The sequence below is a fragment of the Stieleria neptunia genome (assembly GCF_007754155.1).
Taxonomy (GTDB): domain Bacteria; phylum Planctomycetota; class Planctomycetia; order Pirellulales; family Pirellulaceae; genus Stieleria; species Stieleria neptunia.
The window spans coordinates 10,172,904-10,190,335 of the sequence record NZ_CP037423.1 but is presented as its reverse complement, the minus strand read 5'-3'; the positions used below and the strand labels follow the sequence as shown (position 1 = coordinate 10,190,335).

Sequence of the window (17,432 nt, the reverse complement as noted above, 5' to 3'; positions counted from 1 at the left end):
ATCAACTGCGGCCGCTCGTTCCGACCCACTCGCACCTTTCCGCCTTCTGTTGCGGCATCGTAGTCGGTCTGAACTGCGAACCCGTTCAGGTTTGTGAAGAACCGGAGGGCTCGCGCCCTGCCGCTAAAACCTCAAGAAACACATGGGGAAAATGCTTCACAGCGTTGCCGTGCAGGGTGCTCTTCATCGTCTCTCTCAGGCTACGATTTACTCAGCCACCCTCCACACCGCTTCTTCCGAAACAGAAAACGATCCCATCGTCCTCTGGCCCAAATGATCCACCAGCCGCTTGAACTCCGCAGCCTCTTCTGCACTCGGGGTTTCAGTCAGAAAGAGCGGCCACTTCGGCTGACCCCAGAGTGTCTCTTCGTAGGTCTCACCTTCCCGTTCAACGAGTAGTAGCCCAGACGTGGTGTTGCCACCGACTTCTCCAAACAGAATGTCGAGACGAACCGGATCATTCCCCACTTCGACCCACTCGCTGCAGGCGAAACCGGCCGGTGCAATCAGGCATGGCAAAGCAGGGTTATCGGTGCGTTCAATACCGAGCTCCTTGAAAGAAGAATTCTTCCGCGACCCTTCAAAGACAGGCTTTCCATTGATCGCAAGGAGCAGGTGGTTGTCTGCATAACCCCAGAATCGGTAACGTCCCGCACGAGCTGGAGTCACCTGTCCGTGGTACCACACCAGCCAGCCATCTTCGCGCGAGTACGGTGCCAGACCTGTTCGGTCAGGGAACTCGTGAAAGGCTCCCGCAATGCCGCGGAAACTGAGCGGCTCTCCTTGCTTGAGTGCTTCCAAATGCGAACCATCATTGAATCCCGAACGAATGAGCGGCAACAGTTCGCGTGCGATCACGTCCTCGTTCGGACCGTTCTTCGTCATTGCGGCCCGGCTTTCGTAACCCAGAACGATTCCCCGCAATGAACTGTCACCCGCACGTGTTGCTTCCAGAGACAGTTCGGGCAATGCCTGCGACAGGCGAGTCGGCGTTCGTTTCTTGAGCTTGCCATCGCGATCGAATCTGGCAAATTCTCCTTCGTTCATCAGCTCCGCAGAAGTGCCTTCGTGATCATCGACAGAGATTTGCCCATCGAGAACCAGAACCTCAGAGCCCTTCGCACCTGCCGTGACAACAAAACTCGTCCCGAGATCGACAAACTTCCGCTGAGCCGTATCGACAACAAATCCCACACCCTGCGGCGGGACGACCAGCTTGACCTGACCCTCATGAAGTGACACTCGCTGATCACTGCTGAGCATCATCCTAAGCGGAGCTGTCGCGACGACATGCACTCCGGTTTCGCGAAACGCCAGTTCGATCAGCCCTCGCTGCATTTCGAGTTCTTCGCCAGCGAACAGTTCCGTCCCATCGGCAACATTCCGGTCTTTTCCGGTGGTGCCATCGCCTTCGATCCGTATGACTCTGGCAATGCCGTGCCGGATCTCACCGGCGCGCTGTCCAGGGGCGCGAAACCAGCCGAACGCGCCGAAAATCACCGAAGCGGCGATAGCGCTGAAGGTCAGCCACCATGGAATCGCCTTCCTCGTCATTCGCGACGCGGTGACGCTGTCGCTGGGCGCCGCTACCAGCTCTTCGGTCGCAAGCTGTTGCCACTTCGCGTCAATCGTCGCGAGCGAACGCAACGTGGCACGAGCTTCCTCACTGGTCCGCAGCAGATCCTCCAAGGGCTCCAGCTCGTCAGGAGTGATTGCACCATCCAGATATCGATGCAGCAGATTGAGTTCTTCGTTTTTCATGATTCAGCTCCCGGGAGCGTACTTTGCATGCAGCGATACAACTCCTTACGAATGCGTGAGAGGAGTTGATATAGCGAGCCTTCTGTGCGTTTAAGCTGTGCGGCTAGCTCGCGAATGGTTGTGTCCTTTGCGTAGGCCGCTAGCGCCAATTCTCGATGCTCACGCGGCAGCTTGTTGATGCACTGATCCAAAGCTCGCAGCTGCCGCTCGCGCAAAGGCAATTCGTCGGACCCTTCGTCAGCGAGCAGCTCTACGATATCTTCCGCCAACACCAATCGATCCCGCGCAAACCGACGCCGAGCCGAAAGCAGTTCATATCGCGCAATCAGGCAAGCCCACGCCCCAAACGCCGAATGATCATCGAGCGTCGAAAACTTCCGCAAGGCCGCAACACTCGCCTCCTGCATCACGTCGTCCACCTCCTGAGCCTTCGGACAGCAAGATCGCACATACGCGCGCAACTCCGGCTCATGTTGCATCCACAACCGCAAGAAAATCTCATGCGGATCAGGGGGTTCGTCTTGCCGATCGGATTCTGTTGCCATCTTCACTCCTCACCTGGTCGCTACCGATCCACGCCGAATCTAACGCACGGTTTTTTGATTTTTTCTGAGCGCCCTCACCCAGCACTCGGCCACCTTGCCACCGCACACCACACGATTTTCATGCTCCCCTCTCGCACTCGAAATGGAGGGGAAACCGAGAGAGTCTTCACCAATACCGTTGCTTCCGCTGTATAGCAGGCTTCTCCTGACACGCCTGCACGTGCCGGGAAGGGGCTTTCAATTTCCCGCCCCGTTTTCTAGTTCACATTTTCACGGTCGATCCGCTTCCCGGCGCTCCCCTTTTTCTGCCCGCGATTTTTCTGCCATCTCCGTCGCTCCCTGTGAGACGGCTTTCACGCGATCAAGTCTCCGCATGTGGATCCAACGTGTCGCCTCGGGGATCCCTGTATACTAACGAAAGTCGACGGTCATTTTGTGGATCGATCGATTGGCAGCGAGGAGGGGGCGACCGACTGGTGGGGCTCCCTCACCGCAGTGGACGGCATGGCGAGCGGAATGAAGATGAAACAGCAGCGAGGCAAGACACGGCAGCTGATCCTGATCGCGACTGCATTGATCGTGATTCCCGGGTCATTGGGCTACATCGAGTTTTGTTTATCACGGCCGATCGGCGAAGGCCCGGCCGGACCCGAGGTCGATCGAACTCCGTTTGAAACGGTTTGGACGGATCGTGCCGTGCGCGTGGTCGGCATCGGAGACAGTATCACGGCGGGGCTGGGCGCGAAATCACCCAAGCACACGTTCTTCAACCGGTTGATTCAAAATCCATCGGATGAGTTTGATCCGATGCGTGGCGTCTGCCTTTCATCCGTGTTGCCAAATCTTGTCGCTGAAAACTTCGCCATCTCCGGCTCGGAATCGAATGTCCATCTGGACGTGATTCGTGAGACGCTTCCGACTTACCCGGACGCCTACGGAATCGTCCTGATGACGTCCGGCGGCAATGATTTGATCCACAGCTACGGTCGCAGCCCGCCTCGTGAGTGCGCGATGTACTCCGCGACGCTCGAGCAAGCGAAACCTTGGATCGACAATTTTCGGGACCGCCTGGACACGATGTTCCGGGAGATTGCGACAAAGTTTCCAGCGGGTTGTGAAATCTACATCGGTGATATCTACGACCCGACCGACGGTGTCGGCGATGCGCCAAGCATCTTCTTGCCGGACTGGCCCGACGGATTAGCGATCCACGCCCGCTACAACCAGGTGATACGAGATGTTGCGTCCAATTACGAGTACGTGCATGTCGTTCCTCTTCATGAAACGTTTCTTGGCCACGGATCGCACTGCAGGCAGTTTTGGCGTTCCAATTACGACAGCGACGACCCGCACTATTGGTTCTTCACCAACATCGAAGACCCCAATGATCGTGGATACGATGCGATCCGGAGAGTGTTTCTCAATACCATCCTTGCCAAGACGACGCTCAAACAGAAAAATGGATGACAAGAAAATCGGAGAGGATCGTCGAGAACAAGGAGTCCACGTCTGAGGCCGGCGCGATCGGTCAGGTTCCGTTTGGATACTTGAAGGTGAGGTTTTCAATCGTGCCGGTGTAGTGGTTCGGGGCGGTGTAGGTCCCGACGGGTTGGGCCAGGTCCGCACCGATCTGAATGGAGTCGTCGGGTTCGTGCGGGAGGATGCCTGCTTCCGCCTTGGCGGCAAGCTTGCCATTGACTTTCAGGAGCATCTGCCCCTTTGAATTCCAGTTGGCTTCGAAATGGGTCGGACCGGCGATCGCGGCGGAGGAACGGACCACGGTGCGCTCTTCGCCCGCGCACGCGGCAAAGCACAGATGTCCCTGATCGAGGTAGACGCTGTAGCCGGATCGGCTGTCGCCGTGAGCGAGGACCACGCCCGAGGGAGAATGAGAGTGAAGGGTCCCCTTGATCTGAAGTGCTCGGCCTCCCGCGACTTTCGGCGCACGAAACGCCGGCAGGTCGAGCCAAGACGTTCCATCCAACTGGAGCGAACCGGTGTCGCCTTTGACGCCATGGTTGACGAATCGAAGAAGTTGATTGCTGGCGAGGATTGCGATCGTGGGCACGGGTGCGTCGAGGGGAGCTTCGTCATCGAATGCAAAGCCGACGTCGTCGGCCCAGGCCGCGATCTGGCGGGCCATCGCTGCGGCCCGCTCCGGCTGCACCGAGAGAAGATTGGTCGTCTCGCCTTCATCCGATTCGAGATCAAACAGTTGGGCTTCACTGCCATCGGGATTGACCAGGAATTTCCAGTGACCGTCGCGAATCGCAAACGTGGGGCTCTGGTGCTCCGGCTTGCCGCCTTTGAGAATGGCGTGCGGATGGCCGTATTGCCAGAACACCGGTTTGCCGCGAGGGGCGGGATGGCCCAGAAGCACGTCGCCGCGGTCGACACCGTCGAGGTGATTCTCGACCGGAACGCCGGCGAAGCGACAGATGGTCGGTGAAAGATCAATCGCGGCGACGACGCTGGTGGTGTCTTCGATGCCGGCCGGGATCGTTCCCGTCCAGCGAGCGATAAAGGGCATGCGGATACCGCCTTCGAACAGGGACCACTTCCGACCTCGAAACGGGCCAGTGAAACCCGCCGGAGGACCTGTCTTGTATTTGCGCGGCCAGTCGGTGGGGCCGTTGTCACTGGTGAACAGAATCAGCGTCTGGTTGCCGAGATTCAGTTCATCAATCGTGGCGACGACTCGCCCAATGTGTTCATCCATGGCTTCCAACACCGCGAAGAAATCACGGACATAAGGGTCATCGGAAACGGATTTGAACTTGTCGGCACTGCCGGGAAGCGGCACGTGCGCGTCGTGAACGTCGTTGGGAAACAGCCTGACGTAGAACGGGCCATCGCGGTGGCGCCGGATGAAATCGATCGTGCGATCAGTCTGGATCTGCATCCTCTCCCAACGCTCACAGGGGATGATTTTTCCGCGACCCAGGGCATGCGCACGTTTGATGGCGTTTGGATTGTTTTCGATGATGCGGTCACCAAGGCCTTCGAATGAAACCAGGGACTCGTCGAATCCATACGCCTGAGGCAGAGGCGCGTCGTCGACGTCACGACCGCCTCCCATGTGCCATTTGCCGAAATGAGCGGTCGCGTAGCCGGCGGCTTTCAGTTTCTTTGCGGTCGTCGGGGCGGACGGGTCCAGGTAATCAGCCATGCTGCGGTTCGCGTTTCCCGCCCGAGTGTTCAGGTACGAATGGATTTTCCAACGCCCCTGATACTGACCGGTGGTGAGCGCGACTCGCGAGGCGGAACAGATCGGCGAGTTGACGTAAAAATGGGTCAACTTGATGCCATCGGCGGCGAGCTTGTCGATGTTCGGCGTCTGGATGAGCGGGTTACCAAAGCAGCTCGGATCGGCGAACCCCATGTCATCGATAAAGATGACAACGATGTTTGGCGTTCTGCTGCCGGAAGCTTCTGCAGCCGGCAACACGTGGCACGTCGACATTGCGGCAAACGCGAGAACGGCAAGAGTGTGTCGATTCATCGTGACAGGACCTTTCTCTCTGGGACAGGGCTCGATTCGGCATCAATACGAGTGGGATCGGAGTACCGTTCCACTGCAACCGCAGCACGCGCCGGTCTACCGGTTCGGTTTGGCGACGCGTGCCCCCGGTGCGGGCTTCGACGTTGCGGTTTTGGGATACGGCATCTTGGCATCGACTTCGTCACGCCAGTCGTGCAGCATCTGCTTCAGTTTTTTAACGATCATCGGCTGGGACTTCGCAAGGTCGTTCTGTTCTCTCATGTCATTTTCCAAGTCGAACAGCTGCACCGTTCCGTTTTCGTAGTACTCCAGCAATTTGTATCTTCCGCTACGAACAGCTCCACCCGGGCTTTGGAAGCCGTGATTGCTGTAGTGGGGGAAATGCCAATAGATGGGTCCGCGATCGTAGTCTTCTGCTTTCAATGCGGGGACGAAACTCCGGCCGTCAACGTGCTGTTCCGGTAACGCGGGAAGATTCAGCATCTCGAGCAGTGTTGGGTAGTAATCCGTTCCCGTGACGATCGCGTTTGAAGTGGAGTTCGCTTGAATCTCGCCGGGCCAGTGGACAATCAACGGCACTCGAATTCCGCCTTCGTAGTTCCAGCCCTTGGCCCCGCGAAGCGGCAGGTTGGAGCTTGCGAAACGTGAATTCAGGGTCTTGCGGGGATGATTGATGCCACGATACTGGTTCGAGGCCGCCATGCCTCCATTGTCGGACGTGAAGATAATGATCGTGTTTTTTTCCAGTCCGAGTTCTCTCAGCTTCGCGCGGATTCGACCGAGGCTTTCATCCGTCGCCTCAACCATCCCGGCGAATTCGACGTTGTCCTGTTTCTGCTTCACCCACCACACTCGCTCATTTTGGTGCAATGTGCCGTTGTCATTTTCTTCCAGGGCATTGAGCTTTTCCGCTGAGATAGCCGGTCCATCCGGGTTGGGTTCGAGGAGGTAGTCGGGTCCTTCCTGACGGGGCATCGTCGCAAGTTTCTTCTCGTACTTCTGAACCAGATCCTTGCGACCCTGGATCGGGTCGTGAACGGAGAAGTGTTCAAGGTGCACGAAAAACGGTCGATCTTTGTTCCGCTGAATGAAATCGAGGGCAGCATCGGTCAGCTTATCGGTGTAGTAGTCGCCCTGTTCGGCTGGCAACGTTTTGGTGTACGTTGGCGAGAACGGATGATAGTAGGATCGAACCCATCCCGTAATCGCTTCATCAAAGCCGTAGGTCTTCGGGGCCTTGTTTAAATGAGCCTTGCCATAGTTTGCAGTGGCATAGCCATGCTTGTGCAATGTCTCTGCCAGTGTTTGCTCTTCATCAGGCAGAGCCGTGAGCTTTTCTCCGTGATGCAACATCTCGTAGTCGCGCTCAGGCCGCCCGCCCAGCCACTCCGTCAGATTCGTGCGTGCCGGATACTTCCCGGTCAGGATACTCGCGCGACTCGGCGAGCAGACGTGGCATGTCGAGTAGGCATTCTCGAACAGCATGCCTTCTTTTGCCAACTGATCGATCGCCGGAGTTTCATAGAACTGGCTGCCGTAGCAACCCACGTCCCGCCAGCCAAGATCGTCGACGAGAAAGAAGATCACATTGGGCTTTGACTGCGCGTGCACGTCGGTGCAGGGCATCAGTGACAGCAGGGCGCAAAGCGCGAGCAACGGGGTGCTATTCCAGGTTCTCATCGTTTGTTTCTCTTGATCGTAGCCTCGTCCACTGCATCCCGTCACTTCATGTTCCGATGGCCGTTACTCCCTGACGACTTTCACTTGGTTCCGGTAGGCCCATTCGTTGCAAGTTGACAGGCTGGAATCGTATCGCACGTCGATTATTCATTATTCCACAGCGGCAGGGAAAAAGGGTCAGGAGCCGAATTGGTAGATTAGATAATCTGACTTTCACTGTCTCTTGGCTCGCGACCTCTTGGCTCGCGACCTCTTGGCTCGCGACCTCTTGGCTCGCGACCTCTTGGCTCGCGGCGGACGAGTGACGTGAATGCAGGACCGAGCCAACGGGAACGATTGAAAATTTGCATGGTTCGATTCCGTTGCGCCAGTGCCGTTGGGGGCCAGTGCCGTTGGGGGCCAGGCCCCAACCCCCGGGAGTTTCAGCGACGTTCTCCCTCTCGCCGTTGTGCTCGGGGATGACGCCTGGACCCCTGGCCAAGATTGTGAGTCCGTATCAGACGACAAACCGATCGCTGAGTGCGTTTGACAGGGAATTCTCCACAAGCCGGCACGCTGCTTCTGCGAACCTTGACTGACGGCATGACATTTGCGTCAGCTGCGTTGAACGTCTTCCAGTCCCAACTCAACCAACGGAGTTCCCTCATGTCCGTCAGTCAGCCCACGGCTCGTCGCACCGCTTCCGGCCAATCGTGGCATGGATTTGAAACCCGCTCGATGCCCGAAGTTCCATCGTGGATCGAATCGCTTGGGCGTGCCGGACATCTCGCCAAAGGAATCGTGTATTTCATCATCGGATTCTTAGCGTTTCAGTTGGCGATCGGCGCAGGAGGCGAAATCTCCGGTTCTCGTGACGCGATTCGAGAGATCGGGCAACAACCGTTCGGCCGCGTCTTGCTTGGCGTGGTTTCGATCGGGTTGCTCGGTTACACCGCATGGCGATGGGTGCAGGCCGGAAAAGACACCGAGGGAGTCGGGCAAGATGTAAAAGGTGTCTGCAAGCGAATCGGCTATGCAGTCAGCGGACTAGGGTATCTGGCGCTGGGGATCTTCGCCGGATCGCTGGCCTTGGGCTTTGGTTCCGGATCGGGAAGTTCGCAAAACAGTGCGTCAAGCCCGTTATTGGATTCATCCTGGGGGCGAGTCGCCCTGGGGATCGTTGGTGTCATCACGATCGGCGTCGCGATCTACTTCGTTTACAAGGCCTATCAGGCCAAGTTCATGACGAAGTACGACTTGTCCGCAATGAGCGAAACGACTCGCAAGGTCGCGTTGCATGCCGGGCGGATGGGACTCAGCACTCGCGGGATCGCAGTTGCCATCATCGGAGCTTTCATTCTCGTTTCTGCAATTCGCGGCACCGCCGACGGAGAAATCGCTGGAATGAGCGATGCGTTGGCTGCTATCGCTGCACAGACGTACGGAAAGATTTTGATCGGCATCACCGGCTTCGGGCTGATGTGCTATGCCGTTCATATGATGCTGATGGGCTGGTTCCGCAAGTTCAACGTGGCGTGATCAGATGTCCGATCAATGGATTTCCATGTCGCTGGCCCAACTCGCCGGCCGAGTATCGTGCGGCGAGCAGTTAGCGGACCCGGGAATCGAATAATCATCAAGGAAAACATGATGCTTTGGATCGTCGCCTATTTCAGTTCCGTTTTGGGGGCGTTCTTAACGATTCTGGCGATGACCATGATCCGGAACGAGCAGCGGCATAGCATCGGTCGGATCGGGTGGTTGGGGTTGATCCTACTTTCACCGCCCATTGGGTTGGTACTCTTCCTGTGGCTTGGGGGTCGAAAGATCTCGGTGGAACATGAGCAACGCAAGCTCGTCGAGATACCAAGTCTTCCTGGTGCCGAAAAGAATCCCATCGACGCGTTCGAAACGTTGCTGCTGGCAAGGAATCTCTGTCCGCCGACATCGGGCAATCACGTGCGTCTGCTCAGTCATCCTTCAGAGGTGCGTGAGGCATTCATGGAACTGATCGACTCGGCCGAAGAGGCGATCTACGTCATGACTTTCATCTTGGATGAAAAGGATAGTAGCGATGCGATGATCGATCGCTTGTGCGAAAAGGCGCGAAGCGGTGTCCAAGTGCGACTGCTGGTCGATGGATTTGGATCGTTCGTGTTGTCGGAAGACCAATTGCAACGGGTTCGCGACGCCGGCGGAAGAGCCCATCGGTTCAAGGCGATGTCAGCACTATCGAGGCTGGCATACCTGAACTTTCGCAATCACCGAAAGTTAGCAGTCGCGGATGGCAAGCGCGCCATCCTCGGCGGCGCAAACATCGTCGAGGACGAAGTGTGCGACGACCCCGGTGAGGATGCTTGGATCGACTTGAGCCTGTGGATCGATGGACCCGCAGCGACTCAATTGCAGTCGGTCTTTTGCAGCGACTGGAATTTCGAAACCGAGGAGGACTTGCCGCCCAGCAAATTGGAGGAAGACGATGCCTGTGAACCGGAAGAGGGTTCGCGACTGACGATCATGCCGATCGGCCCCGACGGACCTGACGAAATCCTGGAAGACTTCTGGCTGTTCGCGATCCACCAAGCCCAGAAGCGGATTTGGATTTGCACGCCATACTTTATTCCGCCGCCGCAGACGATGCGGTCGCTGGAACTGGCGTGTCGACGTGGAATCGACGTTCGAGTCGTTGTGCCACAAGTCAGCGACCTGCGTCCGGTCGACTATGCCCGTTTTGATTACTTCAAGGACTTACTCGACGTCGGTTGCAAGGTGCACCGGTTTCCCGACCGAATGGTCCATGCCAAGATTGGAATCGTTGACGACCGGGTCGCGTTGGTTGGGTCCGCAAATTTCGACGTCCGCTCGTTCTTCCTGAATTATGAGCTGTCGGTGTTGATCCACGATCAGGAAACCATCGCAAAAATCAGCGACTGGTATGAAGATCTGGCCGATCAGTGTGAACCTGGATTGACCAATCGTTCAGGTTTCCGATCGGCGATGGCGACCACGGTTCGTCTGTTCGCTTCGGAACTGTGACCCCGTAGCCACCGACACGGAACGTCAGGTGTTTCACCTCTGCTGATTGCGGCATCCTGCAGCGTCTCAGCATCGGCTGGCTGGAATCCTATCCCAGATATTTTTCACGCGTTGCTTGGCTTGCCGCTACCGTTGCGAATGAAAGAAACGCACGGCATTGCGCTCGTGCCAACGCCTGCCTTCGCGGTCGATGAATCCTGTGTGCCCCCCTGAATGCGCGAATGCCGCGAACAGCGGACCCTCCGGGTTCCAATCTCGTTTTGTGAACACGTCTTCATCCACGACGGGATCGTCCGCCGCGTGAAACAGCAAGGTCGGAGTGCAGATCTGATCCAGGACATCAATGGCGGAGTTGTCGCGATAGAAAGCCTCCGCTCCGTCATAGCCCAGTCGTCGCGACGTGAATTTGTCATCCAGTTCCCACACACTCGACGCGTTCTTGATTGCCTCGCGTTCCTCTTCGTTCAGCTCAGCGTTGGGACGAAGCAGTTCCTGTTTCTGTCGCTTCAATAAATACCGGTCGAATACCCGATTCCATCCTCGCCGCAAGTTCTGTGACGTGATCTTCATGTCGATCGGTGCGGAAACACTGACGGCAGTCGAGAATGCCGAGTCGTTGCATGTCTCGGCGAGATATTTCAACAGCAGGTTCGCACCCAATGAAAAGGCAACGGCATTCAATCCATGCTCGGTCCACGACGGATGGTTTTCATGCAAGTGATGGATTAACCGCTTGCAGTCTTCGGTGTATCCGGGGTGATGAAACCGCTGGCAGGTGCGAGCCGATCCTCCTGCTCCTCGGTTGTTCCAAAGGATCACGGGGAAGCCATCTTTCAGCAGGCATTCTGCCATCGAACGCATGTAGCCGCTTTTCGCATGGCCACCCATTCCATGAAACACAATGACCGTCGGCTTGCCCTGCGAGTCGTCTTCAGGGGGAAGGTAATAGCCGGAGAGCGTGTCAGGTGGCGTTTGATCGTCTGGCACATCGAAGGCGACGCAGCCAGGATGCGAGGAAACGTCAATCTTGGGACGCAGCGTCTTGATGGAAGCCGTTTGCAGCCAACCGCCGCGCCACAACGGATGCGGCTCGAAGCGATCAAGCCAATCAAAATGATTGACTGCTTGGTTATGTGATTGAGGCACAGAATCGTCCAGGTTGGAAGCGGATCGGTCAAATTGCCACAAGCTGCCGGCACGTAAGCTGTCTGGAGCCGACAAGCTGGCAGCTTGTGCCTACGGGGACTCTGATTCCGCATCTTCGCTTGGCCTCGGATCCACCGTCGATGACTTGCCAAGCGCATCCAGTTTCTCAGTCAATTCCTCCTTTGCGTCGGAGATCATCTTTGCCGCTTCTCGCTTTGCATCTTGCATTTCCTCTTTGGCCTCCACGCGTGCATCGGCAACGATGTCCACCGCCTCCTCTTCCGAATCGGCAATCACTTCCGCCGCCTGCACTCGGGCGTCTTCGAGATTCTCTTGAGCCTGCTCAGCTTCCTCACGAAGCGTTGTGGGTTCGCCCTGGCATCCGACAATCAAAAGGCACCACGCAGCGGCAAGGTATCGAAGTTTCATTGGTTTGATCTCCAGGATCAGGGACGATTGAATGAGGTCGCGAAAGTTGCCGACGCAATCTGCGTGCCAAGCGTCAGTCGTGCCTGCAGGTTGGAGGACTGTCAACATTGGCACTCCGGTCCGAGCAGGAACACACTTGAAAGCGTGGCCCCCTCTCGGTCTTTACCGCTATGACTCCGTAACCGTCAATGACCAAATTCCAGGTCGGGTGCGTTTTTCAGCCACTCCTGTGCCCACGTCGTGTAGTCATCCACTTCGGAGGAGTTTGCCAGACGGTCGCGCATCATCAGAAAGCTGGTTGGAGGTACCGTCGCGGTGATGTTGGTTCCCTGCTCAAATCGCAGTCCGGCAACAGCTTCCAGGAAGGCCGGGAACCACGCTGGGATATTGGGTGGCGGGACGGGGACATGCCAGAGCAGTGATTCGGGGCTGTCGCACGCAAGGAAGACCATGTTGCCGTCGGGCGTGAATCCAGGGCCTCCGGTGTTTGATTGGAAACCGATGCCACCCTGTAAGATTTGGGGCAGATGAACGGTCAGTGGATGGCCTGTGGCGACGTCCCATAGTTGCAGACCGCGAAAGTCGAGTGTCAAGAGTCGTTGACTGTCGGGGCTGAATCGCACGTTCCGAACGGCCTGTTTGTGCATCAAGCTGCCCGAGTGGGCACGTCCCGTTTCAGCATCCCAAATCACGGCGGTTCGGTCGCGGGACGCGGTTGCGATATAGCGTCCGTCAGGACTGAAGATTGCGTCGATGACTTCACCCTGGTGTGACAGGCGGGCGATCTCGTGGCCGCTTGTGGCGTCCCAAATCCGGGCCGTGAAGTCCTGTGACGCCGTGACCACGCGACGACCGTCAGGTGCGAACGAGACGGCCATCACTTCGTTTCCATGTCCTTTCAGCTCAATCTCACACGTACCTGTCTCCGTGTCCCAGAGGCGCGTGATGCGATCTTCACCCGCGCTGGCCAGTCGCGCGCCGTCGGGTGAAAAGTCTAACGCGTTGATTTCGCTACCGTGCTTCATGGCGTGAACGACGCGACCTGTCGCCGCATCCCAAAGTCTCGCGAAGCCATCGGTGGAACCGGTGGCGAAGTGACGGCCGTCAGTGGTGATCTCTGCAGGTTGAATCATGGTGTCCAGCTGCACCGGCGCGTCGACGAGTTTCCCACTCGCGACATCCCACACACAGACCTGACCGCGTGATGTCGTCGTGATGACGCGTTCGGAATCTGGGCTAAAGAGAAGTCCCCACGCACCGCCGTTCACCTTCAGTGGTCCACACACCGGATGACCCGTGGCGGTGTCAATGACCCAGGCCTCCTCAGTCGTCTTGCCGATGACGATCCGCGCGGCGTCGCGACTGAGTCTTCCTCCATCGTAAGTGGATGGCTCGACACCGACGTGCCTGCTGATCGGTTTGACCCTGTCGTGAATCCACCACAACATCGCCGCTCCCGTCCCGGATTCTCCTGGACGCATTTTCGTATGCGAGAGCGTCGTCAGGATGACGTCGTGATCGGACAGCGTGCCAAGTTCGGCATGCTTGACACGGTGAGTGTGTCTTATCGGTTCACACAGCTTACTGCCCGACGTTGCATCCCAAAGCTGCGCGAGGGAGTCGTCGGCCCACGTCAAAACGCGGTCTCCCCTCGCAGAAAACGCGACTCCGTTGACAAGATAGGAGTGCGAGAGTTCCGGTGTGACCGGCAGCCCGGTTGTTGTGTTCAAGATGCGGGCCCAGTGGTTTCGGCCCACGGCCGCAACACTCTCACCGTCAGGGCTGAACAGGACATCGGTCATCTCACCATTGCCGGTCGTGATCTCGTGCAACTGTTTTCCGGTGGTCGCGTCCCAGATCGAGGCCAAGCGGCCGGCCGTCACCGTCGCCACGCGCTCCAGTCCAGCGGAGAGATCTGCGGCGACGAGTGGACTCGTCGCCAGCCGCAGTCGCTGCTTGCCCGACGCGATGTCCCAAGCCTGGACAAGCGAGTCCTGTCCGGCGCGTTGGGCGGTGAAGAACGTTTCGCCATCGGGCAGGAATCTGGCTGCGACGACCTGCCCCTTGTGTTTTAAGGGGCCGACCAGCCGTCGCTGGTCATCGGCGTTGAAGATTGAAACGAAGTGATTGGTGCGGGTCAGCAAGTAGCGACCGTCGCGATTGAAATGGACGCGCAGCACGCGTTCGTCGTGCACAATCGGTTGGCCCTCAGGCTGGCCTGTGTTGATGTTCCAGAAACGCACCGTTTTGTCGTCCGAACAGGTCGCGAGTGTCTGTCCGTCGGGCCTGAACGACGCCCAGTTGACCACGCCTTCGTGCTGCAGTGCTGGAAGAACCTGTTTGGACGTGCGCGAATCCCAGAGCCGTGCCGTGGCGTCATACGATGTGGTGACGATCCGACGACCGTCCGGGCTCAGCCTTGCGGCGCGCAACTCGGCACCGTGGGGATGCCGGATGGGTGTCGAGACAGGGAGCGGAAAGCGATGCTGTTGCATGATCGACATGCCGAACATCGCCGCTTTCCAGTCGGTTTCGTCCTCGCGAATCAGTGAAGCTACTTTGGCCAGAGCGCGGGCGGACTCACCGGCCTGCAGCATGGCGGCGATCTCACGCCACTGTAGTTGTTCAATGCTGATGGTAAGATCAACGTTCGCTGTTTCAGCGCGTCGCCACTGCCACAGCGCCGAAACGGAGCCGATGACAATCGCCAGCAACAGCGACATGGTCATCACTGCGACGACCGGATTTCGTTGCATCCAACGCCATGCGTATTCGCTCCGGCCAATCGGTCGTGCACGAATCGGCTCGCCACGCATGAACCGTTCCAGTTCGTCCGCGACCGCGGCAGCACCTGCATACCGTCGCTCCGGCTGCTTTTCCAGACACTTAAGCGTGATCGTTTCGAGATCGGGGTGGATGTTGTGGCCGAATTGCGAGGGCCGGACCGGTGGCCGCTTGATGACCTGTTGCATCGTTTCCAGCGCCGTCGTGCCCACAAACGGAGGCTGGCCGGTGAGCAGTTCGTACAGCACCGCGCCGACGCCGTAAACGTCAGCGGATGTGGTTACCTGATCGAGACTGCCGACCGCCTGTTCCGGGGCCATGTAACTCGGACTGCCAAGAACGGCTGACGACAGTGTCAATCCGCTCGCTTCACGCCCCGTCAACTTGGCGAGGCCAAAATCTGTCAGGTGCGGTGCGCCGTCGCGATCGACCAGGATATTGCCTGGCTTGACATCACGATGCAGGACTCCACGTTCGTGCGCAAAGGCCAGCGTGCGGGCGATCTTTTCGATCAGCGACGCAATCACGCTCTGCCGCCGACGGGCCTCTGCCTCCGACATCGCCGCCGTCAATGCGAACTCGCCAAGCCGCTCTGACAGGCTCGCCCCGTCGATCAGCTTCATGCTGAAAAAGTGTTGCCCCTGGAACTCGCCAACTTCGTAGATCGGGACGATTCCTGGATGATCGAGTTTCGCGGCGGCTTCGGCCTCGTTGCGGAACCGCTGAATCGACTCCTCGGTGGCCAGTTGCCCGGCCAGAATCATCTTGATGGCGACCGGCCGACGCAGGCTAAGCTGTTCGGCAAGGTACACCACCCCCATGCCACCACGGGCAATCTCGTCGACCAATTCATAGTCGTCAAAGCGTGGTAACACGCCCTGTTTAAGGAATTCCAGTCCATCGTGTCCCGACAGAATACTGCCTGTCGAACTCTCTGCGCCAGCCACCAGTTTCAGCAGGCAGTGAGCGCATTGGTTGCCGGCAACGGTTGACAGGATCTCCTGACCGCACTCCACACACCGGTTGACTGCATCGAACGTCATGCGATTCGCGAATTTCAGGAGAGGGGAATTCAGAAAAGGCGATGCGCCCGGACACATCTGCCGTCAAACTAGTACAACGTGATTTGTAGAACGAAATAACAGATTATTTTGCAACGGCGACATCCGCAAAGGCTGCGCGCGAATCCGGTGGCCGCTCGTCGCCCAGGGTGACCCGTTGATGACCTGTACTTCCTGGCTGACGACCAACGGCAAACTGGCGTCTCGTGCAGGTCGTGCCGGAATTTCTGAGGACCGTCGGAAGAATAAGGTGGGATAGGCTTCCAGCCTGGCATGGCGAAAACGACAGGCTGGGAGCCTATCCCACAATCAATCCCCGCACCTATTCTTCCGACGGTCCTAAGTCGCCGCGAACACCGCCAACAGTCGACTGAGTTCATCCTCAATGTCCTCCGGATCGGCGACCGTGCTGGCAATTGCCTCGCGGATGACGTGTGCGTACCGCTGGCGTAACCGATGAATGGACATGGCGACGGCCGCCTTGGTCATCTCAAGTTGATCGGCAATGTCGGCCTGCGGGACCTTTTCGCTGCTGGCCACCAGATGCGGATGGATCGCTTCGAACAGCACTGATTTTCCGGCTTGAGCGTATTCGCGTCTTAATCGCTCGATCCCGCTGCGGAGCAGTGTGTCAATCCAACTCCGCTCGAACAACATTTCGGGAGTGCAATCATCGGCGAGTTGCTGCTGGTATTGCTGGCGAAACGCGTCGTTGTCCACGGACACCGTGGTCGTGTTGCCGCCGCGTCGAACCGCCCCGCGTGCGCGCCAGTCGTTCGTCATGAAGTTCTTCACCGACGCCAGTAAGAATGCTCGAAAACGGCCATTCTGCGGGTCCGCGTGATGGAGCGATTGCTTTTCCATTAGTTGCGTGAAGAAACCCTGGGTCAAATCCACTGCATCATGATGATCGTTCCCGCGCCGCCGAACAAATGCGTAAATGGGATACCAATACGTCTGGCAAAGTTCTCCAAGGGCGCTTCGAGCGTCCTCGCCACCGTCCACCCCGGCGCGCAGCACGACACTCCAATGCGTGCTTTGAAACGCTGATTGATGATGCGGCGTTGTAAGGCTGTCTTCCTGCATTGCCTCGCGTGGATTGTTCTTCGAACCAGGGATTCGCGGTCTCCCGTGCCGCTCGACCTGCCGTCGCGTCAACATTCTGCAAGTTTAATGGCGAAGAAAGCAGACCGCGTCTGCCATGCGTCCGTGTTGGCAACGCATTGTGACACAACAACTTGCGTCGATCCAGAAGCGATCGAACGAAAATCCTCAACGGCTTGTTGATCTAAGCCCGTACACGTTCGCAAGGGGCCACGCATCGCCGCTCGCTCACGCGTCGCGCCTGGCATCATCGGGTTCATTGCAGAACATCGATTAAATCGACAAACCGTCAATAAATTTCGTTAACTGACCTCAAGAAATGTTTTGAGCAGTACGGGCGAGGAGCGGTCCGAGCGCGATGTAGCGGTGGACCGCCGCATCGTCCTGGTTTTTTCGATGGCCAAG

General features: G+C 57.7%; 11 protein-coding genes. 3 read left to right on the top strand and 8 right to left on the bottom strand.

All coding sequences use genetic code 11. From position 1 onward, the window contains the following. Positions 1-207 precede the first annotated feature (207 nt). Together Enr13x_RS35050 and Enr13x_RS35045 are read right to left on the bottom strand one after the other, a co-directional pair. Complete coding sequence (locus Enr13x_RS35050) at positions 208-1,761, bottom strand: FecR domain-containing protein (protein WP_145391599.1); 1,554 nt, start codon at positions 1,759-1,761, stop codon at positions 208-210. Then, entirely contained in the window at positions 1,758-2,306 is a 549-nt protein-coding gene (locus tag Enr13x_RS35045) for a sigma-70 family RNA polymerase sigma factor (protein WP_145391598.1), read from the bottom strand. Before Enr13x_RS35045 ends, Enr13x_RS35050 begins: the two co-directional genes overlap by 4 nt. A 375-nt stretch (positions 2,307-2,681) precedes the next feature. Here Enr13x_RS35045 and Enr13x_RS35040 point away from each other — a divergent pair, with 375 nt between their 5' ends. Then, positions 2,682-3,773, top strand: a complete 1,092-nt coding sequence (locus Enr13x_RS35040) for an SGNH/GDSL hydrolase family protein (protein ID WP_231743960.1) — start codon at positions 2,682-2,684, stop codon at positions 3,771-3,773. Positions 3,774-3,834: 61 nt separating this feature from the next. Here the strand turns inward: Enr13x_RS35040 and Enr13x_RS35035 are convergent, their stop codons facing one another. After that, on the bottom strand, positions 3,835-5,808 hold the full coding sequence (locus tag Enr13x_RS35035) for a sulfatase-like hydrolase/transferase (RefSeq protein ID WP_145391597.1): 1,974 nt from the start codon (positions 5,806-5,808) through the stop codon (positions 3,835-3,837). A 96-nt stretch (positions 5,809-5,904) separates the two neighbouring features. Next, on the bottom strand, positions 5,905-7,434 hold the full coding sequence (locus tag Enr13x_RS35030) for a sulfatase (RefSeq protein ID WP_231744474.1): 1,530 nt from the start codon (positions 7,432-7,434) through the stop codon (positions 5,905-5,907). A gap of 699 nt (positions 7,435-8,133) precedes the next feature. Between Enr13x_RS35030 and Enr13x_RS35025 the strand changes: the two genes are divergently transcribed. After that, the gene (locus Enr13x_RS35025) at positions 8,134-9,006 is read left to right on the top strand and encodes a DUF1206 domain-containing protein (protein WP_145391595.1); all 873 of its coding nucleotides are present in this window, start codon (positions 8,134-8,136) and stop codon (positions 9,004-9,006) included. Positions 9,007-9,114: 108 nt separating this feature from the next. Continuing rightward, a complete protein-coding gene (locus Enr13x_RS35020; RefSeq protein WP_231743959.1) occupies positions 9,115-10,503 on the top strand; it encodes a phospholipase D-like domain-containing protein in 1,389 nt (462 codons plus the stop codon). A 126-nt stretch (positions 10,504-10,629) separates the two neighbouring features. On the opposite strand, the gene Enr13x_RS35015 is transcribed toward Enr13x_RS35020, so the two are convergent. The 4 genes from Enr13x_RS35015 to Enr13x_RS35000 all read right to left on the bottom strand — a co-directional run bounded on the left by Enr13x_RS35015 (position 10,630) and on the right by Enr13x_RS35000 (position 17,009). Next, positions 10,630-11,649 (bottom strand): YheT family hydrolase, encoded by a 1,020-nt coding sequence (locus Enr13x_RS35015; RefSeq protein ID WP_145391594.1) that lies wholly within the window; start codon positions 11,647-11,649, stop codon positions 10,630-10,632. 90 nt (positions 11,650-11,739) lie between these two features. After that, positions 11,740-12,078, bottom strand: coding sequence for an ATP synthase subunit B family protein (locus Enr13x_RS35010; protein WP_145391593.1), 339 nt, complete (start codon positions 12,076-12,078; stop codon positions 11,740-11,742). 185 nt (positions 12,079-12,263) lie between these two features. Further along, positions 12,264-15,905: a protein kinase domain-containing protein gene (locus Enr13x_RS35005; RefSeq protein WP_197455592.1), complete on the bottom strand. Its 3,642-nt coding sequence runs from the start codon at positions 15,903-15,905 to the stop codon at positions 12,264-12,266. A gap of 357 nt (positions 15,906-16,262) precedes the next feature. After that, positions 16,263-17,009, bottom strand: a complete 747-nt coding sequence (locus Enr13x_RS35000; RefSeq protein WP_197455591.1) for an RNA polymerase sigma factor — start codon at positions 17,007-17,009, stop codon at positions 16,263-16,265. Between the last annotated feature and the right edge of the window lie 423 nt (positions 17,010-17,432).

Coding starts and splice junctions, on each gene's coding strand:
- Enr13x_RS35005 (WP_197455592.1), bottom strand. CDS start 15,905: ATGACGTTCGATGCAGTCAACCGGTGTGTGGAGTGCGGTCAGGAGATC.
- Enr13x_RS35025 (WP_145391595.1), top strand. CDS start 8,134: ATGTCCGTCAGTCAGCCCACGGCTCGTCGCACCGCTTCCGGCCAATCG.
- Enr13x_RS35030 (WP_231744474.1), bottom strand. CDS start 7,434: ATGCCCTGCACCGACGTGCACGCGCAGTCAAAGCCCAATGTGATCTTC.
- Enr13x_RS35020 (WP_231743959.1), top strand. CDS start 9,115: ATGATGCTTTGGATCGTCGCCTATTTCAGTTCCGTTTTGGGGGCGTTC.
- Enr13x_RS35045 (WP_145391598.1), bottom strand. CDS start 2,306: ATGGCAACAGAATCCGATCGGCAAGACGAACCCCCTGATCCGCATGAG.
- Enr13x_RS35035 (WP_145391597.1), bottom strand. CDS start 5,808: ATGAATCGACACACTCTTGCCGTTCTCGCGTTTGCCGCAATGTCGACG.
- Enr13x_RS35050 (WP_145391599.1), bottom strand. CDS start 1,761: ATGAAAAACGAAGAACTCAATCTGCTGCATCGATATCTGGATGGTGCA.
- Enr13x_RS35010 (WP_145391593.1), bottom strand. CDS start 12,078: ATGAAACTTCGATACCTTGCCGCTGCGTGGTGCCTTTTGATTGTCGGA.
- Enr13x_RS35000 (WP_197455591.1), bottom strand. CDS start 17,009: ATGCAGGAAGACAGCCTTACAACGCCGCATCATCAATCAGCGTTTCAA.